Annotated in this window: 21 protein-coding genes; 13 read left to right on the forward strand and 8 right to left on the reverse strand. The window is 60.8% G+C overall.

Annotated features, from left to right (window positions below; all coding sequences use genetic code 11):
- Positions 1 to 63 precede the first annotated feature (63 nt).
- From A9G06_RS06255 to A9G06_RS06270, 4 genes are all read left to right on the forward strand, one after another.
- The gene (locus A9G06_RS06255) at positions 64 to 2,100 is read left to right on the forward strand and encodes an exoribonuclease II (RefSeq protein WP_069554611.1); all 2,037 of its coding nucleotides are present in this window, start codon (positions 64 to 66) and stop codon (positions 2,098 to 2,100) included.
- A gap of 255 nt (positions 2,101 to 2,355) precedes the next feature.
- The gene (locus A9G06_RS06260) at positions 2,356 to 3,996 is read left to right on the forward strand and encodes a sensor domain-containing diguanylate cyclase (protein ID WP_069554612.1); all 1,641 of its coding nucleotides are present in this window, start codon (positions 2,356 to 2,358) and stop codon (positions 3,994 to 3,996) included.
- 4 nt (positions 3,997 to 4,000) lie between these two features.
- Positions 4,001 to 5,104, forward strand: a complete 1,104-nt coding sequence (locus A9G06_RS06265) for an EAL and HDOD domain-containing protein (RefSeq protein ID WP_069554613.1) — start codon at positions 4,001 to 4,003, stop codon at positions 5,102 to 5,104.
- Between the two features lie 65 nt (positions 5,105 to 5,169).
- Complete coding sequence (locus A9G06_RS06270; protein WP_069554614.1) at positions 5,170 to 5,760, forward strand: HAD family phosphatase; 591 nt, start codon at positions 5,170 to 5,172, stop codon at positions 5,758 to 5,760.
- 132 nt (positions 5,761 to 5,892) lie between these two features.
- Here A9G06_RS06270 and hfq read toward each other — a convergent pair whose 3' ends face one another.
- Positions 5,893 to 6,252, reverse strand: coding sequence for an RNA chaperone Hfq (gene hfq / locus A9G06_RS06275; RefSeq protein ID WP_005335772.1), 360 nt, complete (start codon positions 6,250 to 6,252; stop codon positions 5,893 to 5,895).
- Positions 6,253 to 6,428: 176 nt separating this feature from the next.
- On the opposite strand from hfq, the gene A9G06_RS06280 reads away from it, so the two are divergent.
- From A9G06_RS06280 to A9G06_RS06290, 3 genes are read left to right on the forward strand one after another with little or no spacing between them, the layout of a single operon-like run.
- Positions 6,429 to 7,700: a paraquat-inducible protein A gene (locus tag A9G06_RS06280; protein WP_069554615.1), complete on the forward strand. Its 1,272-nt coding sequence runs from the start codon at positions 6,429 to 6,431 to the stop codon at positions 7,698 to 7,700.
- Positions 7,693 to 9,342, forward strand: coding sequence for an intermembrane transport protein PqiB (gene pqiB, locus A9G06_RS06285; RefSeq protein WP_069554616.1), 1,650 nt, complete (start codon positions 7,693 to 7,695; stop codon positions 9,340 to 9,342). The genes A9G06_RS06280 and pqiB overlap by 8 nt, the downstream gene beginning before the upstream one ends.
- Positions 9,339 to 9,908, forward strand: a complete 570-nt coding sequence (locus A9G06_RS06290; RefSeq protein ID WP_069554617.1) for an ABC-type transport auxiliary lipoprotein family protein — start codon at positions 9,339 to 9,341, stop codon at positions 9,906 to 9,908. Before pqiB ends, A9G06_RS06290 begins: the two co-directional genes overlap by 4 nt.
- A 79-nt stretch (positions 9,909 to 9,987) precedes the next feature.
- On the opposite strand, the gene rlmD is transcribed toward A9G06_RS06290, so the two are convergent.
- Positions 9,988 to 11,340, reverse strand: a complete 1,353-nt coding sequence (gene rlmD / locus A9G06_RS06295; protein WP_064339398.1) for a 23S rRNA (uracil(1939)-C(5))-methyltransferase RlmD — start codon at positions 11,338 to 11,340, stop codon at positions 9,988 to 9,990.
- A 273-nt stretch (positions 11,341 to 11,613) separates the two neighbouring features.
- Between rlmD and A9G06_RS06300 the strand changes: the two genes are divergently transcribed.
- On the forward strand, positions 11,614 to 13,338 hold the full coding sequence (locus A9G06_RS06300) for a proline--tRNA ligase (RefSeq protein ID WP_069554618.1): 1,725 nt from the start codon (positions 11,614 to 11,616) through the stop codon (positions 13,336 to 13,338).
- A 90-nt stretch (positions 13,339 to 13,428) separates the two neighbouring features.
- On the opposite strand, the gene A9G06_RS06305 is transcribed toward A9G06_RS06300, so the two are convergent.
- The 3 genes from A9G06_RS06305 to A9G06_RS06315 all read right to left on the reverse strand — a co-directional run bounded on the left by A9G06_RS06305 (position 13,429) and on the right by A9G06_RS06315 (position 15,318).
- Positions 13,429 to 14,109, reverse strand: a complete 681-nt coding sequence (locus A9G06_RS06305) for an SDR family oxidoreductase (RefSeq protein WP_005363016.1) — start codon at positions 14,107 to 14,109, stop codon at positions 13,429 to 13,431.
- A gap of 31 nt (positions 14,110 to 14,140) precedes the next feature.
- Complete coding sequence (locus A9G06_RS06310; protein WP_069554619.1) at positions 14,141 to 14,773, reverse strand: TIGR04219 family outer membrane beta-barrel protein; 633 nt, start codon at positions 14,771 to 14,773, stop codon at positions 14,141 to 14,143.
- A gap of 95 nt (positions 14,774 to 14,868) precedes the next feature.
- The gene (locus A9G06_RS06315) at positions 14,869 to 15,318 is read right to left on the reverse strand and encodes a copper chaperone PCu(A)C (protein ID WP_005335782.1); all 450 of its coding nucleotides are present in this window, start codon (positions 15,316 to 15,318) and stop codon (positions 14,869 to 14,871) included.
- Positions 15,319 to 15,408: 90 nt separating this feature from the next.
- Here A9G06_RS06315 and A9G06_RS06320 point away from each other — a divergent pair, with 90 nt between their 5' ends.
- Positions 15,409 to 16,158 carry an enoyl-CoA hydratase-related protein gene (locus A9G06_RS06320; RefSeq protein WP_069554620.1) on the forward strand — a complete coding sequence of 250 codons (750 nt, stop codon included), beginning with the start codon at positions 15,409 to 15,411 and terminating at the stop codon, positions 16,156 to 16,158.
- Positions 16,159 to 16,176: 18 nt separating this feature from the next.
- Here the strand turns inward: A9G06_RS06320 and A9G06_RS06325 are convergent, their stop codons facing one another.
- Positions 16,177 to 16,605 (reverse strand): DUF2753 family protein, encoded by a 429-nt coding sequence (locus A9G06_RS06325; protein WP_005335785.1) that lies wholly within the window; start codon positions 16,603 to 16,605, stop codon positions 16,177 to 16,179.
- Between the two features lie 285 nt (positions 16,606 to 16,890).
- On the opposite strand from A9G06_RS06325, the gene A9G06_RS06330 reads away from it, so the two are divergent.
- Positions 16,891 to 17,550, forward strand: coding sequence for a CatB-related O-acetyltransferase (locus A9G06_RS06330; RefSeq protein WP_069554621.1), 660 nt, complete (start codon positions 16,891 to 16,893; stop codon positions 17,548 to 17,550).
- Positions 17,551 to 17,644: 94 nt separating this feature from the next.
- Here the strand turns inward: A9G06_RS06330 and A9G06_RS06335 are convergent, their stop codons facing one another.
- Entirely contained in the window at positions 17,645 to 18,352 is a 708-nt protein-coding gene (locus A9G06_RS06335; RefSeq protein ID WP_069554622.1) for a ParB-like protein, read from the reverse strand.
- Between the two features lie 184 nt (positions 18,353 to 18,536).
- Here A9G06_RS06335 and A9G06_RS06340 point away from each other — a divergent pair, with 184 nt between their 5' ends.
- The 3 genes from A9G06_RS06340 to A9G06_RS06350 all read left to right on the forward strand — a co-directional run bounded on the left by A9G06_RS06340 (position 18,537) and on the right by A9G06_RS06350 (position 22,256).
- Positions 18,537 to 20,141: an ABC transporter substrate-binding protein gene (locus tag A9G06_RS06340; RefSeq protein WP_069554623.1), complete on the forward strand. Its 1,605-nt coding sequence runs from the start codon at positions 18,537 to 18,539 to the stop codon at positions 20,139 to 20,141.
- Between the two features lie 118 nt (positions 20,142 to 20,259).
- Positions 20,260 to 20,559, forward strand: coding sequence for a hypothetical protein (locus A9G06_RS06345; protein ID WP_005335795.1), 300 nt, complete (start codon positions 20,260 to 20,262; stop codon positions 20,557 to 20,559).
- Positions 20,560 to 20,696: 137 nt separating this feature from the next.
- Positions 20,697 to 22,256 (forward strand): PAS domain-containing methyl-accepting chemotaxis protein, encoded by a 1,560-nt coding sequence (locus A9G06_RS06350; protein WP_069554624.1) that lies wholly within the window; start codon positions 20,697 to 20,699, stop codon positions 22,254 to 22,256.
- Positions 22,257 to 22,324: 68 nt separating this feature from the next.
- Here A9G06_RS06350 and dusA read toward each other — a convergent pair whose 3' ends face one another.
- Complete coding sequence (gene dusA, locus A9G06_RS06355) at positions 22,325 to 23,311, reverse strand: tRNA dihydrouridine(20/20a) synthase DusA (RefSeq protein WP_058059697.1); 987 nt, start codon at positions 23,309 to 23,311, stop codon at positions 22,325 to 22,327.
- Positions 23,312 to 23,343 lie beyond the last annotated feature (32 nt).

The raw sequence follows: 23,343 nt of genomic DNA on the forward strand, positions 1-23,343 counted from the left end.
GTATAGTGCTGGGCGATCCTTCATCAGGTCTCCACCCAGGTTTTCACTTCAGGTTCCTCACTTATGTTCCAAGACAATCCGCTGCTGGCCCAGCTCAAGCAACAAATCCGCGAAAACATCCCGAAGAAAGAGGGTGTGATCCGCGCCTCGGACCGGGGCTTCGGCTTTCTGGAAGTCGATGAGAAGACCAGCTATTTCGTGCCGCCTCCCTACATGAAGAAGGTGATGCACGGTGACCGGGTGACCGCCCTGATCCGTACCGAAAAAGAGAAGGAAGTGGCCGAGCCGGATACCCTGCTGGAGCAGTCCGTCACCCGCTTCGTGGCCCGGGTCAAGATGTTCCGTGACCGCCTCAACGTGGTTGCCGACCATCCGCTGATCAAGGATGCCATCAAGGCCCGCGTCAAGAAGGGTCTGGATGAGAAAGAGTTCAAGGAAGGTGACTGGGTGGTGGCGACCCTCAAGCGCCATGCGCTGGTCGACGGCAACTTCTCTGCCGAGATCACCCAGAAGATCGCCGCCCAGGAAGATCACAATGTGCCCTGGTGGGTAGTGCTGGCGCGCCACAATCTGGCCCAGGTCGAGCCGGCTGATTTGCCGGAGTGGAAGGTGATCGAAGAGGAAGAGCTGCCCCGTCGCGATCTGACCGATGTCCCCTTCTTCACCATCGACGGTGCCAAGACCAAGGATATGGACGATGCGCTGGCCATCACCAAGCTGGACAACGGCTGGGAGCTGCTGGTCGCCATCGCCGACCCGACCGCCTATGTGGCCGAAGGGAGCGAGCTGGACAAAGAGGCCGCCCAGCGCGCCTTCACCGTCTACATGCCGGGCCGCAACGTGCCGATGATCCCGCGCACCCTCTCCGACGAGCTCTGCTCCCTGAAAGAGGGCGAGGAGCGCAACACTCTGTGCGCCCGTCTGCTGATCGCCGAAGATGGCCTGCTGCTGGAGGAGACCGCGTTCTTCGCCGCCCGCATCTGCTCCCACGCCCGTCTCAACTATGACGATGTCTCCGACTGGGCCGAGCATGGCAAAGAGCTGGCCATCGACGCAGGCGTACTGGCCCAGCTGCCGCTGATGAAGGCGATGACCGAGGCGCGCATCGCGTGGCGCACCGAGCATGCGCTGGTATTCCCGGATCGTCCCGACTACGACTTCGAGCTGGGCGAGAATGGCGAAGTGCTGGCCATCCACGTCGAGCCGCGCCGCATCGCCAACCGCATGGTGGAAGAGTCGATGATCGCCGCCAACATCTGCGCCGGTCGCGTGCTGGGCAAGAGCGTCGGTTACGGTATCTTCAACGTTCACACCGGCTTTGACGAAGAGTCCCTCGACGGCGCCATCGACCTGCTGAAAAGCGCCGAAGCCCCGTTCGAGCGCGACGAGATCGCCAGCCTCTCCGGCTTCTGCGCCCTGCGCCGCTGGATCGACAACCTCGACACTCGCTGGCTGGATGGCAAGATCCGCCGCTTCCAGAGCTATGCGCTGATGTCCTCCGAACCGGGCGCCCATTACGGTCTGGGTCTGGATGCTTACGCCACTTGGACCTCCCCGATCCGTAAATACGGCGACATGGTCAACCATCGTCTGCTCAAAGCCGTCATCGCCGGCAAGACCCCGGGTGAGCGCCCAAGTCAGGAGCTCACAGAGCATCTGACCGCCTGCCGCCGCCTGCACCGCATGGTGGAGCGTGACATCGGCGACTGGCTCTATGTCCGTTACCTGAAAGCCGCGGCTGGCACCGATCAGGTATTCAACGCCGAGATCATCGACGTGATGCGTGCCGGTCTCAAGCTGCGTCTGCAGGAGAACGGCGCTGTGGTCTTCCTGCCTGCCCGTCACATCCTCGACAACAAGGATCGACTGGAGTGCAACTGGGACAACGGCCGCGTCTATCTGGACAAGACCGAGGTGGTCTACGAGCTCGGCCAGATCATCGAGGTGAAGCTGACCGAAGCGGTGGAAGAGACCCGCTCCCTTATCGCCAAACCGGCGATAGATCTGGTACCGGGCCCGGCACCAGAAGCCCCGGCGGCCGAGAGTGCGCCAGCCGATAGCAGTGAAACGCCCGCTGAGACTGCCCCCAAGGCAGAATAAGCCACGCAGAATCATCTGATCTGCCCGAGAGCCCGCCATCGTGCGGGCTCTTTTTTTGCCCGGCATCCCGCCCTACAAGCTGCCATATATACCGTTATGGCACACAGTTCTATCCACGATTGGCAGAGAACGCAGTGAATGTCTCCACCAGCAGGGCTGAAAGCAACCGTTATGTGCGCTGCCTCTCCTTTCTGACATATTAATCAAGGAGAAATATGTCTATACTCGCTTGGGTACAATCCAAGGGATATTGGCATGCAGGAATGGGACCCGGAACACTTCACCAACTTCGCTCAGTTATGCGAAGTGAGCCTCGCCACCATCCGTGAAAAGACCGATGCCGAACGCCTCTACCTCTGGCTGAAAGCCCCCGAACCGCAGCTCTACAGTTTTCAGCTCGATCACGGGCTGACCACGCTTGATCTCGCTCATCTCGGTCAACTGACCCTGCCCCACCACCTGATCGACAAGGCGATGGAGAAGGGACAACTGGTGATCGAGCAGCTCCAAGCACCGCCGGATCCCGGCGAAAATATGGAGCCCGCTCAGCCGCAGTTACGCGCCTGTTTCCCTCTCAAGCGTCACATGAAGCTGGAAGGGGTCATCTATCTGGAGACCCGCCGCCGCATCGACCGCCTCTCCTCCCACCAGCGTCAGGGCATCCAGCTCCTTATCCACTATCTGACTGCCGAGCTCAGCAATCACCTGCTCTCCAGCCAGGTCAATCAGGAGCGTGACCAGCGGCTCCATACCCAGACCGATCTGGTACAGAGTCAGGCACTGCAGGGCTCCTTCCTCACCATGTTGCAGGCGCTGCACATGGTCAGCGTCACCCTCTCCCGCAGTCGGAGCGAGAACGATCTGCTGCGGGATGCCGTGCTGCTGGCCCGCAAGGAGCTGCAGTTCGATCGGGTCGCCATCTTCCTGATCGAACCCGATGGCAAGACCATGCGCGGCACCTGGGGCACCAGCGAAGAGGGCGAGCTGATGGATGAACACAACTTCATCAGCCCCATTCCGGATCACCCGACGGTACAAGAGGCGCTCAGGCGCAAGGACTACGTACTGGTGATGGAAGATACCCCCCTCTACTACGAGAAGCAGCAGGTGGGCCGTGGCTGGAACGCCATGGTATCGCTATGGGATGGCACCACCCCCATCGGCTGGATCGCCGCCGACAACCTGCTCTGGCACCGTCCGCTCAAGGCCTATCAGAGCGAGATCTTCAAACAGTACGCCGCTATTCTGTCACAACTGCTGATCCGCCAGCGCACTCAGGAGCAGCTGGAAACCCTGAACCGCCAGCTGGAAGCCCGGGTCGCCGAACGCACCATGCAGCTGGCCGAGACAAACCGGGCGCTGGAGGAGGCCAACCGGCGCCTCTCCCTGCTGTCGCTGGAAGATCCCCTCACCGGCATCGCCAACCGGCGCCAGTGGGACATCACCATGCAGCGGGAGTGGGAGTGGGCACGACGCACCCAGAACCTGCTGGCGGTATTGATGATCGACGTCGACGAGTTCAAGGCCTACAACGACCACTTCGGCCATGCCAAGGGGGATGAGTGCCTCCAGCAGGTGGCCCATGTGCTGCGGGATGCTGAACGGCGCTGCACCAATCTGGTCGCCCGTTATGGCGGGGAGGAGTTCGTCATTCTGCTCTGCGCCCCCCAACCCGGTGAAGCGGAACAGCTGGCCGGGCGGATCCACGATGGTCTTGCCCGCTTGAAAATGCCCCATCCCGCCTCGCGGGTTGCTGATTTCATTACGGTTAGCATAGGCTTTAGCTATCTGGTTCCCTCCCAGGACGGAGCATGGCAGACCCTGACCGAACAGGCTGACCAGGCGCTCTACCACGCCAAGTCACAAGGGAGGGCCCGCACTCTGGCCTATCGGTGATCCCATGCTGTTGCGTCGCTACCCCATCTTCAATCGTCGCCTGGCTCTGGTGGCCTACGGCATCGACTATCAGCTCAACTCACCGGCCGAATGGCCTTCACTGGCGCAACATTGCCGCCTGCTGGCGCAGGGGCGTCAATATCTGGTGCCCTTCACCCACGAACAGCTCGATGAACAGCGTCCCCTGCTGCTGGATCAGGACGCGATCCCGCTGGTTGAAGCCTCCAGCGAACGCCAGCCCAACTCGTTCCCGGTGCTGGAGCAGTGGCGCGACAGTCGGCGCAGACTGGCGGTACATGGCGCCAACCGGGATCCACGCTGGCTCGGCGCAAGTCGCCTGCTGGTGTACTGGATGGGAGAAGAGGGGATCTGCCAGCCCACCGAACACAAGCGGATGGCGCTGAACATCGAAACCTGGGCGGATTTTCTCCCGCTGCGGGAGGCGGGGGTCGACTTCTTTGCCGGCGGCTTTCTCGCCCGTCCCGAGCTGGTCAATCAGCGAGCCAATCAGCCCGATATGGCGCTGGTACAGCAGATCCTCCAGCTCATCTGCCACGAAGAGTTCTCCTTCGCCCAGGTAGCCCGCCTGCTGGAGCAGGATGCCTGGCTGCCCGGCCTGCTGCTCACCTACGTCAACGCCCCCGGCTTCGATCATGCCGCCCCCATCACCTCGGTACCCCGCGCCCTCTCCTATCTGGGGGAGCAGGAGATCCGCAAGTTCGTGCTGATCAACGGTCTGGCCCGGGTGAGCCAGCACATGCCGGAGGCCTGCACCCGAATGGCCATCGCCCGCGGCCGCTTCTGCGAGCTGATTGCCCTCACCGCCCTCGGTAAAGCGGAGGCCAGCTGGGCCTTTCTGGTAGGGCTGGTGCTTGATGGATCCCTGCTGTCGGAGCCGCTGATGGCCCACCTGCCCAAGAGCGTGCAGCGCGCCATCGAACTGCACGAAGGGCCACTCTTTCATCTGTTTCAGCTGGTCAGCACCTATGAACAGGGCAACTGGGCCCTGCTGGAACAGCTTGCCCCCAAATATCAACTCGATCCGGCCCAGCTCACCCCCGTCTATTTTCAGTCACAAATGTGGGGGCAAGCGTTTCTCACCAGCTAGGTGATGGCGAGGCGGGGAGCCACTGGCTAGAATGGGTTCCCTTTTTTCAGAGACTGACCCGCACCATGACGCTTTCCGGATTCCAAGGCCTGGTCTTTGACCTTGATGGCACCCTGGTCGACTCCATGCCGCTGCACCTCGCCGCCTGGGAACATACCGCCCGTGAGTTTGGCTTTCGCTTCGATGCCGACTGGTTCTATGAACTAGGTGGCATGCCGAGCCGCAAGATAGCCCTGCTGGTCGCACAGGAGCAGCAGATCCCTCTCGATCCGATCGAAGTCACCCGCTGCAAGACCGCCCACTATGTGGCCAACCTGCACAAGGCGACCGTCTTTCCGGCCATGCAGGCGCTGGTCGAGCGCTATCATGGCGTCATCCCGATGGGGATCGGCACCGGCTCGCCCCGCATCAATGCCGAGGCGGTGCTGCGCAACACCGGGCTGGATCGCTACTTCTCTGTGGTGGTCACCGCAGACGATGTGGAGCTGCACAAGCCCAATCCGGACACCTTCCTGCTGGTCGCCAGCAAGCTGGGGGTCGAGCCATCAGGCTGTCTGGTGTTTGAAGATACCGGTATCGGGGTTCAGGCCGGAGAGGCGGCGGGTATGCAGACCTGCATGGTCAAAGAGGGCAAGCCGATCGGCATAACAGCGTAGTGCGGAAAAAAATATCGCCCTGCAAGGGGCGATAACCGGAACCGGCTCTCATACGGGACATGAATGAAAATGAGAGCAGGTTCCGTCAGCTGCTGACGCAGGGCGCGTCAACGAGGAGTGCGGGGCAGACGATTACTCGTTGTTGCCGCCACCCTGATTGTCATCATAACGACCCGGCGCACCGTGGGGGCGCGGCGCCATGGAGACACGTGGCTTGCGAGCACGCTGGATATTCACCTGCGGACGGCCGGTGTGCATGGCGATGGTGGAGATCTTGGCCTTGTAGACCAGCTGCTGGTTACCATGAGCATCGGTCAGCAGCACGCTGTACTGGTCGAACCCGCTGATGGTGCCTTCCAGCTTGATGCCGCTCACCAGAAAAATAGCGACCTGACTGCGGTTCTTGCGCAACCAGTTGAGGGCAGAATCTTGCCCGTTCCCGAGGGAGAAGGCTTGCTCAATCGTGGAGTAGCTGGGGGATTCAGTTGTCATAAATTATTGTCCCGCGGAAAAAAAGTGGCGTTTGATTGTGCTAAATGGGCACTGGCTTGTCAAAGTCATTCTCACTCCCGCCAGCAATAGCGGCCTTCGGGGGCTGGTCGCTGACCAGCACAACTGCGATAATCGCCAGCTCTGGCTCTACTACGGGCCTTATCTGGGGTTTTATCTTGCATCCGGTTTCACACCAACACCACACCACCTATGTCCATGATGCCACTGCCTGCGAAGAGTGTGACCTGCTGATACCGGCCACACCGCTCGAGGTGGGACAGGCCAGCTGCTGCCCCCGTTGCGGACACACCCTGAGTCGCCACCTGCCACAGCAGGAGTTGCGGCCGATCTCCTACGGGTTCGCAGCACTCATCATGTTCGTGCTCGCCAATGCCTTTACCTTTATGTCCTTCTCGGCCAAAGGGGTGGGCCAGGAGATGACTTTTCTGCAGAGCATCACCACCCTGGTGGATGAGGGCTATCTGTTTCTCGGCGCGGTACTGAGCCTGACCCTGATCGGCCTGCCGCTGGTTTATATGGGCTCCATCATGCTGGTGCTGTGGCGGGTCGATAAAGATCTGCACAGCAATGCCCTGCGCTCCCTCGGCCGTCTGCTCTGCCGGCTCAAACCCTGGCTGATGGTGGATGTCTTTCTGGTGGGGGTGCTCATCTCGCTGGTCAAGCTGATGGGGATGGCCGACATCAAGATGGGGCTGTCATTCTGGGCTTTCGTCGGTTACACCGTGCTGCTCATCAAGATGATCTCCTCACTGGATCAGATGTGGCTGTGGCAGCGGCTGTTCGGCCCAACCGAGGCGCGGGATATCGACCCGGAAGCGGGTGCGCTGGAATCAGGTCTGGTGGGCTGCCATATCTGTGGCGCCCTGAGCGAGGTGGGCAGCCACAGCTGCTCCCGCTGCGGCGGCAAGCTGCATGCGCGCAAGCCGGGCGGCCTGAACCGCACCTGGGCACTGCTGTTTACCTCCGCCATTCTCTACATTCCGGCCAACGTCTATCCCATCATGGATACGGTGTTTCTCGGGGATGACAGCCCCTCCACCATCCTCGGCGGTGTGGTGCTGCTCTGGGCCATGGGCTCCTACCCCATAGCGGCGGTGATCTTTTTCGCCAGCGTGGTGGTGCCGCTGGTGAAAATACTGGCGCTATTCTGGCTTTGCTATATGGTGCAGCGCGGCAATGTCACCTCCCCCCTCGGCAAGCTCAAACTCTATCGCATGACCGAATTTGTCGGACGCTGGTCGATGATCGACGTCTTCGTGGTGGCCATTCTGGCGGGCCTGATCCGGCTCGACAATCTGATGACCATCTATCCCGGCCCTGCGGCCGTCGCATTTGCAGGTGTGGTGCTGATCACCATGGTCGCCGCCATGAGTTTCGACTCCCGCCTGATCTGGGATTTACAACAAGGAGAACGCGAACGTGAGTGAGCGTAAAAAAAGGTGGAAACCGGGCTCTGACTTTCTGAGCTCTGCCGCCGCAATCTGGATGGTGCCCCTGCTGGCACTGTTCATCGGTCTCTGGATGCTGTTCCAGCACTGGTACTCCCAGGGCCCCAGTTTCACCCTGACAGTCGCCACTGCCGAGGGCATAGTCGCTGGCAAGACGGTGATCCGTTCCCGCGAAGTGGACGTCGGCCGTATCGAGGCCGTCGAGCTGAGCGATGACTACAGCCATGCCGTGCTGAAAGGACGGCTGACCAATGCCGCCTCCGGCATGCTGCGCGGTGACAGCCAGTTCTGGGTGGTCAAACCCAGAGTGGGCCGTGAAGGGGTATCGGGTCTGAGCACCCTGCTCTCCGGCGCCTATATCGAGCTCGCCCCCGGCAAGAAAGGTCGGGCGCTGGACGAGTACGCCATGCTGGACAAACCGCCGCTCGCCTCCCTCGATGCCAAGGGGCTGCGCCTCACCCTCAGCAGTCGCGACACTCGCGCGCTGGGGGAAGGCTCCCCCATCAACTATCAGGGCTTCACCATAGGTCAGGTGGAAGAGGCGAAGTTCCTGCCGGAAAAGAGCGAGATGCAGTATCAAATCTTCATCCACGCCCCCTATGACATTCTGGTGAGCAGCAACTCCCGCTTCTGGATGACCCCGGGCTTCGAGGTCTCCATGAGCAGCGAGGGGATGAAGGTGAAGATGGATTCGCTGGAGAGCCTGATCGATGGCGGCATCACCATGGGTCTGCCACCCGGCTGGGCGCCTGGCGAACCGGTCAAACAGATGGAAGGGTTCACCCTGTTCCAGGATGAGGCGAGCGTGCTGGCCGGTAGTCTGGATCAGTTCATCGACTACGTCTTCCTGTTCGATGACAACGTGGGTGGCCTGCACCCGGGCGCGGCGGTGCAGTATCGCGGCATTCGGGTCGGTACCGTCATCTCCGCCCCCTACCTCATCGAGGACAAGGGCGTGCAGATCTTCAAGAGCCGCCAGATCCCGGTGCTGGCTCGCATCGAGGTACAGCGCCTCTCCCACCGCTATGCCAAGGCGGAGAAGGATCAATGGCGCGCCCTGTTCGGCAAGCAGTTCAAGGAGGGGTTGCGTGCCAGTCTCAAGACCTCGAGCCTGCTGACCGGCGGCAAGATCATCGACCTCAACTTCTATCCGGACGCGCCACGTTTCGAACAGGCCAAGCTGGCCGGTTATCAGGTCTTCCCCACCGTGCAGGGCGGGCTGGATCAGATCGAGCGCAAGGTGAACCTGATCCTCGACAAGTTTGTCGACATGGACATGGCGACCACCCTGACCAAGGTCAACGGGTCACTGACCACCCTGGATGGCACCCTGAAGAACATCAGTGCAGTCAGCGCCAACCTGAACAAGCTCACCGCCAAAGACTCCACCCAGCAGTTGCCGGCTTCGCTCAACGAGAGCCTCAAGCAGTTGCAGGAGACCTTGCAGGCCTATGATGCCCAGTCGCAGACCAATCAGGACCTGCGTCAGTCGGTGCAGACCCTCAATCAGTTGATGCGCGAACTGCAGCCACTGGTGCACTCCCTCAACGAGCAGCCCAGCTCGCTGATCTTCGATCGCGCGCATCCATCGGACCCTGAGCCCAAGCGAGGCAAACAATGAAAAAAGAGATCCTGACGCTGGCCTTGCTGGGCCTGCTGGCGGGTTGCAGCAGCCAGCCAAGCCTACACTACTACTCGCTCGATGCCGACAGCCAGCAACCCGTGATAGCCCCGGCCCAACCGCAGCACCAGCTGGTGCTGCGATCGGTAGCGCTGGCCAGCCAGCTCGACCGGATCAGTCTGGTCTATCAGCTGAAAGGCCAAGAGCTGCACTTCACCGAGTACCATCGCTGGGCCGGAGCACTGGACGATCAACTCAACCAGCTCACCCTCAATGGCCTCTCCACCCGCCTGCCGGGCTGGGTGGTGCGGCAGGATGGCGCCCGCAAGGGGCCGGTGCTGACCATCTCGGTGGAGCGTTTTCAGGGCCGCCACGATGGTCGCGCCGTGCTGAGCGGCCGCTGGCGCCTGTTGACCGAAGAGGGCACGGTACTGCGTGACGTCCCCTTCCAGCAGGTGCGGGTGTTGCCTGCCGACGGCTACGGCACTCTGGTGAGCGAACTGGGGCAGGGCTGGCAACAGCTGCTCGACCAGATCGCCGCCGAGGTGCGCCAGAGCGCCAGCTAATCGCCCATCCGCCGATTGCAGAGATAAAAAAACGACGCCAGTTGGCGTCGTTTTTTTATGGGCAAGAGTCGTGGACGACTTATGCCTTGGCAGGCAGGCTCAGGCGGGCAACCGCTTCCACATGCATGGAGTGCGGGAACATATCGACCGGTTGCACTTCGTCCAGCACGAAGCCCTGCTTGACCAGCCAGGCAAGATCGCGGGCCAGGGTCTGCGGGTTGCAGGAGACATAGACCAGACGACGGGGCGCCATGGCGACCAGGGTCTGCAGTACCGCCTTGTCACAGCCTTTGCGCGGCGGATCCATCACCACCACATCAGCGGTCACACCTTGGGCGTGCAGCTCGGGCATCAGCTGCTCCGCCTTGCCAACGTGGAATTCGGTGTGCTCGATGCCGTTGAGGGCGGCGTTGCGGCGGGCATCGCTGATGGCGCTCTCCACCGACTCGATCCCGACGACCTTGGCGGCCTTGCCAGCCAGGAAAAGGGAGATGGTGCCGATACCGCAATAGATGTCGAACACCGTCTCGTTGCCAGTCAGCTCGGCATACTCGAGGGCGCTGGAGTAGAGCACATCGGTCTGGGTCGGGTTGTTCTGGAAGAAGGAGAGCGGCGAGATCTCGAACTCGAGCTCATGGATCTTGTCGCGGATCACCCCTTCGCCAAGCAGCACACGGTTGGTCGCGCCCAGAATGCGGTTGGTACGCTCGTTGTTGATGTTCTGCACCAGAGTAGTAACCGGCAGATCGCTTAAGCTCGCCAACAGTTCGGCTTCGAACGGCAGCACCTCGCCCAGGGTCACCAGCACCACCATCAGCTCGCCGCTCTTGAAGCCCTTGCGGGTCATCAGGTTGCGCACACAGCCGCTGTGGTTTACTTCGTCATAGGCGGCGATGTCGTGCTCGCGCATCCAGTTGCGCACCCGGGCGTTGAGCTCGACATGCAGCGGATCCTGCACCGCACAGTCATCGGCGGTGATGAGATCGTGAGAGTGCTTGCGATAAAAACCGATCTCGGCACCGGCGTCACAGCCACGCACCGCATATTGCGCCTTGTTGCGATAGGCGAACGGACTCTCCATGCCAAGGATATCCTTGACCGGAGTGTCACCCAGCCCGACCTGCTCCAGTGCGCTCTGCACCAGTGCCTGCTTGAGCTTGAGCTGGGCCGGATAGGCCAGCGGGCGCACCTGACAGCCACCGCACTCGGTGTTGGGGCAGAAATCGGCAACCCGATCGGCGGAGGGCTGGAGCAGCTCGGCAACCTTGCCGTGCAGATAGTTCGGCTTGACCTCGGTCAGCTCCACCAGCGCCTGCTCACCGGGCAGCAGACCTTCGACAAACAGGGGGCGATCGAACAGGCGTCCTTTGCCATCTCCTTTGTCGGTCAGTTCCAGGATCTCGATCTGGTGTTGATGTCCCACTAACGGCATGAGCGGCTCCAAAAGTACTAAAAATGGGGGTGATGAACGCGGCAGAGCCATGCCCATCGAGAAAAGGTGGCAGAGTTTAGCGGAGATCCGGCCAAATTGCAGGCATAAAAAGCCTGCTTGTTGCAATGGTCATTGCCCCTGGTCATCTGCCGGGCGTTGCCACCTTTCGGGTTGCGGCAAATTTAGCCCTTGGGCCATAACGCCCAGCCTGTTAAAATTCCGCCCTTGAAATTATCCTGGGCCCCGCGCCCGTTCTAGCTAAGGTCTACCGCGATGCGTACCAGCCAATATCTGCTTTCCACTCTCAAGGAAACCCCCTCCGACGCTGAAGTTGTCAGCCACCAGCTGATGCTGCGCGCCGGGATGATCCGTAAACTGGCCTCCGGCATGTATGCCTGGTTGCCAACCGGTCTGCGGGTACTGAAGAAAATCGAGAACATTGTTCGCGAAGAGATGAACAATGCTGGTGCCGTCGAAGTTTCCATGCCGGTGGTACAACCCGCCGAGCTGTGGCAGGAGTCCGGCCGCTGGGATGACTACGGTCCCGAGCTGTGCCGCCTGACCGACCGTCACAACCGCCCCTTCGTGCTGGGCCCGACCCACGAAGAGGTGATCACTGCGCTGGTACGTTACGAAGTGAACAGCTACAAGCAGCTGCCGCTCAACCTCTACCAGATCCAGACCAAATTCCGCGACGAAGTGCGCCCCCGTTTCGGCGTGATGCGCGGCCGCGAATTCCTGATGAAGGATGCCTACTCCTTCCACATCGACAAAGAATCTCTGGTCGATACCTACGAGAAGATGCACGCCGCCTACTGCAAGGCGTTCACCCGCATGGGTCTGAACTTCCGTCCGGTGCAGGCCGATACCGGCTCCATCGGTGGTACCGGCTCCCACGAATTCCAGGTGCTGGCCGAGAGCGGTGAAGACTTGATCGCCTTCTCCGACAGCTCCGATTACGCCGCCAACATCGAGATGGCCGAAGCACTGGCGCCGGCCGGCGAGCGCGCTGCAGCCACCGCAGCCCTGACCAAGGTTGCCACCCCGAACGTCCACACCATTGACGAAGTGGCCGCCTTCCTGAACGTGGCTCCGGCCGCCATCGCCAAGACCCTGCTGGTACTGGCAGAGGAAGATGAGCACGGCAAGCAGGCCGTCATCGCGCTGGTACTGCGTGGCGACCACGAACTGAACGAGATCAAGGCCGAGAAGCTCTCTGGCGTTGCCAACCCTCTGACCTTCGCCAACGACGAGCAGATCAAAGCGGCCGCCGGTTGCGACGCAGGCTCCATCGGCCCGGTCGGCTTTGCCGGTCGCATCATCGTCGATCGCAGCGCCGCCCATCTGGCGGACTTCGTCTGCGGCGCCAACGAGACCGGATTCCACCTGACCGGTGCCAACTGGGATCGCGACATCGCTTCTTACGAAGTTGCCGACCTGCGCAACGTGGTGGAAGGCGACCCGAGCCCGTGCGGCCAGGGCAAGCTGCTGCTCAAGCGCGGTATCGAAGTGGGCCACATCTTCCAGCTGGGTACCAAGTACTCCGAAGCGATGAAGGCGAGCGTGCTGAACGAAGCAGGCAAGTCCGTCACCATGGAGATGGGTTGCTACGGTATCGGGGTTTCCCGTCTGGTGGCTGCCGCCATCGAGCAGAACAACGACCAGTACGGCATCATCTGGCCGGACGCCATCGCTCCGTTCGAAGTGGCCATCGTGCCGATGAACATGCACAAGTCCGAGCGCGTGGCCGAACAGGCACAGCAGTTCTACGCCGAGCTGAAAGCCGCCGGTGTGGACGTGCTGTTCGACGACCGTAAAGAGCGCCCGGGCGTGATGTTCGCCGACATGGAGCTGCTGGGCATCCCGCACGCCATCGTCATCGGCGATCGCGGTCTGGACAACGGCGTGGTGGAGTACAAGTGCCGCCGCACCGGCGAGAAGCAGGAAGTGGCCATCAGCGACATCATCGCCATGCTCAAGGTCAAGCTGGGCCGTTAATTCCGCCCTCTTCCCGATATAAAAAAGCGCGCCATTTGGCGCGCTTTTTGTTTCTGTGTGCTGACGACGGCAACCGGATGAAGGGTTGCCTCAGGGATTGCGACCGATAAAGAGGTCGGTCACGTGGCAGCTGCTTCTGGCTTCCAGTGCGTCGAGCATATAGGCCGCCGCATCTTCCGGGGTCATGAAGCCACTCGGGTCCACGTGATCCGAGTTGTCCCAGAATTCGCTGCGGATCCCGCTCGGATAGAGGTTGACCAGCCGCAGTGGCGAGCCTTTCAGCTCGGCGCGCAAGGATTCGAGAAAGCCGCGCATCCCCCATTTGGAGGCGCAGTAGAGGCTCTCGTTGGCCTTGCCCACCTGAGCGGCGGAGGAGAGCACATTGGCCAGCACTCCGCCTTTCTCCCCGATAAGCCGCACCGTCTGCTGGGCCACCAGAATGGTGGAGATGAGATTGCTCTCCACCACCCGGCGGATCTGCTCGGCGGTGTAGACACCGACCGGGCCAAACTCGCCCACCCCGGCGCAGTGGATCACCATGTCGGGCAGACCGCCCCACTCCACCGCAGCGGCAAAGGCGACATCGACCTCTTCATGGTGCGCCAGATCGGCGGCGATGCCGATCACCGCGCTGCCGAGCAATTGCTCCTGCTCCTGCAGTCGCTGATAACGGCGCCCCATCATGGAGACCTGATGGCCCCGCTCAACCAGACCTATGGTCAGCGCCCGGCCGAGACCAGAACCGGCACCTGTCACTATGATGTGGCCCATTATCGCTCCTCGTCGTCAGCTGACGATCAGATTAGAAGGTGAATTCGCCGCCCATGAACCAGCCATCGACAGACTGATCGATATTGGCGAAGTCGACCTTGGCTTCACGCCAGCCGGCACGCAGCTTGATCGGCATGGAAGAGAACTTGTAGGAACCACCCAGACGGTAGTCATAGTTGTCCGCATCGTGAGTGCGCAGATCGCCGAAGAAGGAGATACCGGTGCCCGGGATCTTCACTTCACTGCCGGCATAGGCCATCAGGGTATCTTCGTCATAACCCTTGCGACCGAAGTAGACCTGCTCGCCATCGTAGTGACGACCGGTCATACCCAGATCGATCTTGAACAGATCGTTGTTGAACAGACGGTAGTAGAGGCTCAGATCGTAGGCGGTCAGATCGTTCTTGAAGTTACCGCCGGAGGTGCTGAAATCGGAGACTTCAAACTTGGCGTTCGGCAGGAAGATGATGCCGTGTTCCAGTTGCAGATAGCCGTTCCAGTTGTAGCTGTCGTCATAGCTGCCATCAGCACTGGTGCCATAAGCCTGACCACTGCCCTTGGCGGCCCATACGTCGGCACCGGCGGCAAAACGCCAGTCGTCAGCGGCCATGGCACTCTGGCTGCACAGAGCCAGCACAAAACCGGCAATCAGCGTCTTTTTCATTACGTCACTTCCTCTTGCATACATGGAAAAGAGCACTATTTTACTCGGTGCAGCCAAAATACCCAGCGTCAATCCTGAACAAACGACGACAAATGTCAGTGCTTCATATGCTTCATCTCTGCCATCGGCTCAATCGGCTTCACCGGCAGTGACAGATCCAGCTTCTGACCATCGTCCATGGTGAGGGTAAGCGGGAAAGGGGTCTGCTCGGAGAGCGTGCCCACCTCGAACAGCATGATGTGCAGGCTGCCCGGTTTCAGCACCGCTTCGCCCTTGGCCGGGATCTCGATATTCTCGACCTGACGCATCTTCATCACGCCATTTTCGTGCAGGTGAGTGTGCAGCTCGGCACGCCCGGCCGCAGCAGAAGCCGCCGCCACCAGCTTGACCGGCTGGTCGGCGTCATTCTTGAGCACCATAAAGGCGGCAGTGTTGGGGGAGCCCGGCGGCAACAGCCGCACATAGCCGTCGACAGCCTCGACCTTGGCCAGTGCAGGCGCAGTCATCCCCAGAACCAGCAGAGAATAAAACGCACGTTTAAACATGGTTGAAATCCTTTTATGATGTTGTTAAACGGCGCCAAGGTTACCCCAGCGGCAACCTTTTTTGCACCTTTCAATAACAAGGATTTAGACATGGCCCCCATTCTCATTGCCGAGCAGCAGGATGGCTTGCTCACCCTGACCCTCAACCGCCCCGACAAGCGCAACGCTCTCAATACCGAGCTCTATAAGCAACTGGTGGCAGCGCTGCGAGAGGCGGCAGCCGATGAGGAGGTGCATGTCCTGTTGTTGCAGGGGCAGCAGGATTGCTTTACCGCGGGCAATGATCTGGCCGACTTTATGGGCAAGAGCGCGCTGGAGCCCGACGACCCCATCCTGCAGCTCCTCCACACCCTGGCCGACTTCCCCAAACCCGTGATCGCCGCCGTTGCAGGCCCGGCGGTGGGGATTGGCACCACCATTCTGCTGCACTGCGATCTGGTCTATCTGGGGGATAACGCCCGCTTGCAGCTTCCTTTCGTCGAGTTGGGGCTGGTGCCGGAGTTTGCGTCCAGCCTGCTGCTGCCGCGTCTGGTGGGACACCTCAAGGCGGCCGAGCTGTTGCTGCTGGCCGAGGCGATTGATGCCGAGGAGGCGCTGCGGCTCGGGCTGGCCAACAAGGTGGTGGCGGCCGATGGAGTGCTCCCCTTTGCCCACGAGCAGGGACTGAAGCTGGCGGCCAAACCGCCCAGAGCGCTGCAAAAGAGCAAGGCTCTGCTGAAACAGGAGCTCAAACAGGCGGTGCACTTCGTCATCGATCTGGAAGCGCGCGCCTTCGCTCAGGCACTGCAAGGGGAAGAGGCGCAACAGCGCATCGCCCAGAAACTCAAACGGCGGAGCTGAGCAGCCGCTCAACGCCAGTCAGTTGAGTCGAAAACGGCCGATCAGCTCGCAGCCCTGTACCTTGTCCTGTAACTGGATCAGCCGGGCAATTTCCGGATTGGGGTGACGCTTGAGAAACGCGAGCAGGGCACCGCGACAGCAACCCAGCTCGCTGATCAGTGCCTCGCACTCCCGGTTGGGGCACTGCGGCACCAGCGCAGTCACCAGCTCGGAGGCGAGTTTCAGATAGCGCAGCTCGTAAGTCGGCTCATCCATCGCCCGCCAGAAGTCTGCCAGCCGGTGACAGGTGGCGACTCGCATGGTGGCCAGCTCGGTCAACTCGACCTGGGTCATCTCGTAAACATCCCCCAGCGCCTGCTGATAAAAGCAGATCGCTGCCCCCAGCGAACCGGCCTGCCAGGCACGCTCCGCCTCCAGCATGTATCGTTGCCAACTTTGCGGTGTCATTTCGCTCTCCCGAGTCCGTCATGGTGGGAGTGTTATCATGGCTAATTGAGAATAAATATCAACCAGATGGTTAGTGCAGGATCTCTGCGCAACCTTGGCAAACCCGGCACCCGACCTTATGATCGTGCCCCTCCTTCCTTCTTTGGAGCACACCACAATGCGACCACGCCTCCCGCAGATACTGGGCTGCTCCCTGCTCTGCGTGCCCCGCATGCTGGTCTGGATCTATTAGCTGCGCTCACGCGAACGCAACCCATCCGATCCATTCAGCAAAGGAGTACCAACATGAACCCCTGCCAACACTGGTCGCAGGTCGAATACCTGCACCTGACGGTGACCAACCCCAATATCTGCCTCAAGGGGCAACACAGCTACTACTCGGGTGCCTGGGATGGCCCCTTCGAAGAGGTGGCAGTGCGCTACCTCCATGGCGATCCCTTCAGCCGCAGCCCGGAAACCGGCTGGGAGCCGCTCTGGCATATCGACCGGCTCCATATCGGCGACTATGTGCAGATTGCCGCCGGGGTGAAGATCATCATGGGGGGCAACCACACCCACAACACGTCCTTCATCAGCACCTATCCGTTCGCCGATCTGGCGGCGCTCAAGCGCAGCTACCACCCCGCAGGTGATACCCGCATCGGCAACGATGTCTGGATCGGCATGGAGGCGATGATCATGCCCGGCGTCACCATTGGCGACGGCGCCATCATCGCCGCCCGCTCGCTGGTCAATCAGGATGTGCCGCCCTATGCCATGGTGGCGGGCACCCCGGCCAGGGTGGTGCGGATGCGCTTTGGCGAGGAGGAGATTGCCCGGCTACAGGCCCTCGCCTGGTGGGATTGGCCGGATCAACAGGTCAACGATCTGCTACCGCTGATCCAGCAAGGTGACGTCGCCCTGCTTGAGCAGGCGGCTGCCCACTGGGCGGAGCGCCATGAGTGACCACCGCTAACCAGTAGCTGACAGCAGAAGGGCGACCCCGGGGTCGCCCTCTGTTATCTCCGGCATGCTCTGGATGCCGTCATCGCACATCCACTCACTGCGCGCTTTTGGACTGGTTGAGGCTGCACTGCTTGCCGGGATAACCGGGTAGATCCTTGGCATCGCTGCCGCAGGCGAGCCGTTTGGCCTGTTGCAGGCGGGCCGCCAGATTGGCGCTGTCCACCGGCATCCACTGCATCTGCTTGCCGAGCCAGCTGGCCCAGGCAAACTCGACGAAATAGACCTGTTTGTCCTTGCGAAAGTAGCCCGCATTCTGCAGCAGTCCGGCGAGGGTGCGATAGGGATAATCAGGCAGCTTGTCGATACTGCTCGGCAACTGCTCCGGGGTCAGCGGCTGCCCCTTCTCATCCTTGAGCCAGGTCCAATGGTTGTTCTGCATCTGGCTCCAGAAGTTGGCTTTGTCCTGCAGGCGGCCAATCACCTTGACCCGCGCATCCTTGACTCCTTGTTGCCACAGCGCCTTGGTGAGATGGTGTCTGTCCACCAGCCAGTAGCTGCCATCCGGCGCAATCACCACGGGGATCTCTTTCTTTTTCATCAACTTGTCGAGCTGCTTTGCGCTCATGCCCGCCAATGTGGCCTGGGTCTCATCGACCTGGATCTGGCCGACGCCCCCCTGGGTCGGGTGCAAGGCATCGATGCCGATCTCGCACCAGTTGCCCACCGCCGTGTCGCTCTGGCACGGGGCCAACGCCCAGGCACCCTGGCTCAACACACAGGCCAGCAATAACCATGCTTTCATCGTTTGACACTCCTCACCACATTGAACTGCACAGACGCCGGGAACGCTCTTCTACCCCGATTGGGAGTGAGAGTCGAATGCTGGCGGTCAGACCAGCAAACGGGATATCATGATTTCCCATCTGTCGGCGATATTTTCTCGCCGAGTTTTCTCCCCGCTTCACACTATTTGAAGGATCCGACCCATGAAAGGATGGAGCCCCTTGCTGGCCCTGCTGGGCTGTGCTGCTGTCCAGGCTGCCGATATTCCCGCCGGAACACAACTCGCCGCCGAGCAGATTGTCGTTCGCCACCTCAAGGATGAACCTGCAAGCCTGAGCCCGCTCAAGCTGGTCGGCCTGCCGGAGTTGCAGGTACTGCGGGATCTGTTCGAGGGGCTGCTGACCCAGGGGCCGGATGGCAAACCGGTTGCCGGGGTGGCGGCCAGCTGGGAGAACAAGGGCAACCAGTTCTTTACCTTCCATCTGCGCCCGGATGCGCGCTGGTCCAACGGCGATCCGGTCAAGGCCGGCGACTTCGTCTACGGCTGGCGCAAGCTGGTCGACCCGAAAGAGGCGGCCACCTTCGCCTGGTTTGCCCAACTGGCCCGTTTCGACAAGGTGGACGAGATAGTCGCTGGCAAATTGCCTGCCAGCGAGCTGGGGGTCAAGGCCCTCGATGACCACACCCTGCAGGTGACCCTCTCCCAGCCGGTGCCCTACTTCCTGAACCTGCTGAGCCACCCCAGCCTGTCGCCGCTCCATCAGGCCAGCATCGAGCAGTACGGCAACCAGTGGACCCAGCCCGGCAAACTGGTGGGCAACGGTGCCTTTGTGCTGAACAACCGGGTGGTCAACGAGAAGCTGGAGCTGACCCCCAACCCTTATTACTGGGATCGGGCCCATACCGTATTGACCAAGGTGATCTTCATGCCTATCAATCAGGAGAGCGCGGCCACCAACCGCTATCTGGCGGGCGATCTGCATATCACCGAGTCCTTCCCCAAGGAGCAGTACGACAAGCTGAAGCAGCAGATCCCGAATGAGGTCTACACCCCGGACCAGCTCGGCACCTACTACTACGCCTTCAATACTCGTCAGGCACCACTGAACGATGTGCGGGTGCGCAAGGCGCTCTCCTACACCATCGACCGCGCCCTGATCGCCGACAAGGTGCTCGGTACCGGCGAGAAACCGGCTTATCACTTCACTCCGGATGTGACCGCCAGCTTTACCCCGGTCGCCAACCTGCTCTCCACCAGCAGCCAGCCGGCGCTGGACAGCAAGGCCAAGGCCCTGCTCAAGGAGGCCGGTTACGGCCCGGACAAGCCGCTCAAGCTGACCCTGCTCTACAACACCGCGGAAATTCACAAGAAGATGGCGCTGGCGATTGCCAGCATGTGGAAGCAGAAGCTGGGCGCCGAGGTCGAGCTGACCAATCAGGAGTGGAAAACCTATCTCGACAGTCGCCAGAGCGGTCAGTTCGAGGTGCTCCGCTCCTCCTGGGTCGCCGACTACAACGACCCGTCAGCGTTCCTCGGCCTGTGGGGCTCCCGTCACAGCGGCAATATGGCGGGCTTTGCCAATGCCCGTTATGACCAGCTACTGGCAGAGGCGGCCAGCACTCAGGATGCCGCCAGCCGCAGCAAGCTGTTTGGCGAGGCGGAGGCGATCCTGCTGGATCAAGCCCCCATCGCCCCCATCTACCAGTACACCAATGCCCGACTCATCAAGCCATGGCTCAAGGGCTACCCCATCAACAACCCGGAGGATGTGGCCTACAGCCGCCAACTCTACCTCGTCAAACACTGACACCGGCCACAACGATGCGAGGCCCCGCCGGGCCTCGCTATTGATACTGTTCACACCACGATTTCCAGCCTAAAATTCCGCCCCTTCTGTTCAATTAATCTTCAATGCCCAGTCAGACATGCGTTATTTGATACTGCTCTCGTTGTTGTGGACCCTGCCTGCACAGGCCAACAGCGAATCCCAATGCCAGCAAGAGTTTGTCGGCTGGATGCTGCACCAGCAGCAACAGTTCAGCGATCGCAAATCTGACAAGATGGAGCGGCGCCGGGCCGAACGGGCCATCGAGTTGGCTCGTCAGGAGTACGACAAGCAGACCAGCTTTTGCAAGACGATGGAGCTGGTGCGCAGCTACAAAGATAGCGATCCGCGCTTTAAACCGAGAAGCGGCGAAGTTCACGATTTCACACCGGCCAGCTGACCCTTACTTCATCAATTCATTGTGTTGATTAATTGACCCAAGCCAAGTTCGGGGCACTGAAGAGCCTTAGAATGATTAACTGAGAACGACAATAAAAAACATAGTTATCAGTTATTTGGCTTTTTCAGGAACGACACATGACCAAACTCCATCAGGAGGGGGAGATACACTTCCCCGACAACATCGCACTCATCTCGACCACGGATCCCGCCAGTCATATTACCTATGCCAACCAGCACTTCTGTGATGTGGCCGGGTATGGTGCGGCCGAAATGGAAGGGGTACCCCACAATCTGGTGCGACACCCCGACATGCCCAAGGTGGCCTTCGCCGACATGTGGCAGCGGCTGCGACAGGGCAAAAGCTGGATGGGGTTGGTCAAGAACCGTGCCAAAAGCGGTCAGTTCTATTGGGTAAACGCTTACGTCACCCCGATCCTCAATGCGCAGAAGGAGATCGTCGAGTTCCAGTCGGTGCGCACCAAACCCGCCGCCAGCGATGTGGCCTGGGCCGAGCAGCTCTATGGCCTGCTGCGAAGCGGCAAGGCGCTTCCCTGGCTGAGCCGCTTTCACATTGAACCGGGTCGGCTGACCCTCTGGCTCTCCGCTTCTGCCTTGCTCACCACTCTTGCTACCTTTGCCACCGGCAACCTGTTATGGCTGCTGCCCACCGCCTTGTTGCTGTTGGCACAGGCAATCCACGGCTGGCGATTGCAGCAGCGGCTGGCTCATCTGCTCACCCTTGCCGATCAAGACAAGGGAACCCGCCTCTGTCAGGTGCTCTACACCCGACGGCGCGACACTCTGGCGGCCGTCGAACTGGCCCTGCGGATGAAGCAGGCCGAGCTCAAGGCAGTGGTCGGGCGCAGTGCCGACACCAACCAGCAGATCCTGCAGGCAGCCGAAGATGACCGGGGCAATATCCAGACCATTGATACTCATCTGCAGCAGCAGCGCGCCCACAGCGAGCAGCTGGCGACCGCCATCACCGAGCTGAGCCACTCCATTCGGGATGTGGCCCACAGTGCCCATGAGGCGAGCAATCTGGTTATAGAGGTACAGCAGGTTTCCGACGAGGGGCTGCAAGCATTGGCGACCACCCGATCTGCCGTCAACCAACTCCATCAGGAGCTGGATGCCAACCACGCAGTGCTGGCCCAGCTCACCAGCGACAGCCAGAAGATCAGCGGTATTCTGGAAGTGATCAGTCAAATCGCCGACCAGACCAACCTGCTCGCACTCAATGCAGCCATCGAGGCCGCCCGTGCTGGCGAACAGGGGCGCGGTTTTGCCGTGGTGGCGGATGAAGTGAGGGCGCTGGCTCAGAAGACCCGTGCCTCGACCAGCGAGATCCACGAGATGATCCAGGCGCTGCAACAGACTACACGACAGCTGTCGGACGGGATGACACAAGGGGCACAGACTTCGGTGCGCTGCCAGCAGCACGCAGGCACCACCGCCGACGTGCTCACCCAGATCAACCGGATGCTGGGGCAGGTAACCCGCACCAGCGACGAGATCGCCCAGGCAGTGAGTCAGCAGGCCGACGTCACGGCGACCCTCGATGAAGGGGTACACCAGATCCACCCGCTGGCCAGCCACACCGCCGACAACAGCAGGCAGGCGCTAGATGGCATCACCCTGCTGGTAGAGCGGCTGCAGGATCTCTCGCGGCTGATCAACCAGTTCAGACATTGAAGCGAGAGCGATCAAAAAAGCGCGTCAACTGACGCGCTTTTTGTTGTTCTTGCCCTGGCACAACTTGCTTATTCGGCCGCCTCGCTGCTGGCAAACTCCGGCACCTTGGCCATGGCATCCAGCACCACCTGAATACCGGCACCCGGTTTGCAGGCGTTCTCGCTCAGGTGACGACGCCAGGCGCGCGCCCCCTGCATATTCTGGAACAGCCCCAGCATATGGCGGGTCATGTGGGAGAGGTAGTTGCCCTTGGCCAGCTCCTGCTCGATATAGGGCAGCATCATCCGCACCACTTCATGGCGGCTCGGCACGGCGTTGTTCTGGCCGAACACCAGGTTGTCTACCTGCGCCAGAATGTAGGGGTTCTGATAGGCTTCACGCCCCATCATGACGCCATCGACGTGTTGCAGGTGCTCGAGAGTCTGCTCCATGGAAGTAACACCACCGTTGAGGGCGATGGTGAGATCCGGGTAATCCTGCTTGACCCGATAGACGCGGGGATAATCGAGCGGCGGGATCTCGCGGTTCTCCTTGGGGCTCAGGCCACTCAGCCACGCCTTGCGGGCATGGACGATAAAGGTATCGCAACCGGCATCGCGCACCTGTTCGATGAAGGCCTGCAGAAATTCGTAGGAGTCCTGATCGTCGATACCGATACGGGTCTTCACCGTCACCGGAATATCGACCACATCCCGCATCGCCTTGACGCAGTCTGCCACCAGCGCCGGTTCACCCATCAGGCAGGCACCAAAACGGCCGTTTTGCACCCGATCGGAGGGGCAGCCGACGTTGATGTTCACCTCGTCATAGCCGCGCTCCTCGGCCAACTTGGCACAGCGCGCCAGATCGGCCGGATTGCTGCCACCCAGCTGCAGGGAGATGGGATGCTCCTGCTCGCTGTAACCCAGATAATCCCCCTTGCCGTGGATGATGGCGCCGGTGGTCACCATTTCGGTATAGAGCAAGGTCTGGCGGCTCATCAGTCGATGAAAGTAACGGCAATGCCGATCAGTCCAGTCCAGCATGGGGGCGATGGAAAAACGCTGCGCCTGCATAAAAATCATCCGGGTTGGCTAAAGAAAGGGGC

It is taken from the genome of Aeromonas sp. DNP9, assembly GCF_001728955.1.
GTDB classification, from domain to species: domain Bacteria; phylum Pseudomonadota; class Gammaproteobacteria; order Enterobacterales; family Aeromonadaceae; genus Aeromonas; species Aeromonas veronii.

Coding starts and splice junctions, on each gene's coding strand:
- A9G06_RS06255 (WP_069554611.1), top strand. CDS start 64: ATGTTCCAAGACAATCCGCTGCTGGCCCAGCTCAAGCAACAAATCCGC.
- A9G06_RS06335 (WP_069554622.1), bottom strand. CDS start 18,352: ATGAAAGCATGGTTATTGCTGGCCTGTGTGTTGAGCCAGGGTGCCTGG.
- A9G06_RS06330 (WP_069554621.1), top strand. CDS start 16,891: ATGAACCCCTGCCAACACTGGTCGCAGGTCGAATACCTGCACCTGACG.
- rlmD (WP_064339398.1), bottom strand. CDS start 11,340: ATGCCGTTAGTGGGACATCAACACCAGATCGAGATCCTGGAACTGACC.
- A9G06_RS06305 (WP_005363016.1), bottom strand. CDS start 14,109: ATGGGCCACATCATAGTGACAGGTGCCGGTTCTGGTCTCGGCCGGGCG.
- A9G06_RS06315 (WP_005335782.1), bottom strand. CDS start 15,318: ATGTTTAAACGTGCGTTTTATTCTCTGCTGGTTCTGGGGATGACTGCG.
- A9G06_RS06325 (WP_005335785.1), bottom strand. CDS start 16,605: ATGACACCGCAAAGTTGGCAACGATACATGCTGGAGGCGGAGCGTGCC.
- A9G06_RS06310 (WP_069554619.1), bottom strand. CDS start 14,773: ATGAAAAAGACGCTGATTGCCGGTTTTGTGCTGGCTCTGTGCAGCCAG.
- A9G06_RS06345 (WP_005335795.1), top strand. CDS start 20,260: ATGCGTTATTTGATACTGCTCTCGTTGTTGTGGACCCTGCCTGCACAG.
- A9G06_RS06270 (WP_069554614.1), top strand. CDS start 5,170: ATGACGCTTTCCGGATTCCAAGGCCTGGTCTTTGACCTTGATGGCACC.
- A9G06_RS06340 (WP_069554623.1), top strand. CDS start 18,537: ATGAAAGGATGGAGCCCCTTGCTGGCCCTGCTGGGCTGTGCTGCTGTC.
- hfq (WP_005335772.1), bottom strand. CDS start 6,252: ATGACAACTGAATCCCCCAGCTACTCCACGATTGAGCAAGCCTTCTCC.
- A9G06_RS06320 (WP_069554620.1), top strand. CDS start 15,409: ATGGCCCCCATTCTCATTGCCGAGCAGCAGGATGGCTTGCTCACCCTG.
- dusA (WP_058059697.1), bottom strand. CDS start 23,311: ATGCAGGCGCAGCGTTTTTCCATCGCCCCCATGCTGGACTGGACTGAT.
- A9G06_RS06290 (WP_069554617.1), top strand. CDS start 9,339: ATGAAAAAAGAGATCCTGACGCTGGCCTTGCTGGGCCTGCTGGCGGGT.
- A9G06_RS06350 (WP_069554624.1), top strand. CDS start 20,697: ATGACCAAACTCCATCAGGAGGGGGAGATACACTTCCCCGACAACATC.
- A9G06_RS06265 (WP_069554613.1), top strand. CDS start 4,001: ATGCTGTTGCGTCGCTACCCCATCTTCAATCGTCGCCTGGCTCTGGTG.
- A9G06_RS06300 (WP_069554618.1), top strand. CDS start 11,614: ATGCGTACCAGCCAATATCTGCTTTCCACTCTCAAGGAAACCCCCTCC.
- A9G06_RS06260 (WP_069554612.1), top strand. CDS start 2,356: ATGCAGGAATGGGACCCGGAACACTTCACCAACTTCGCTCAGTTATGC.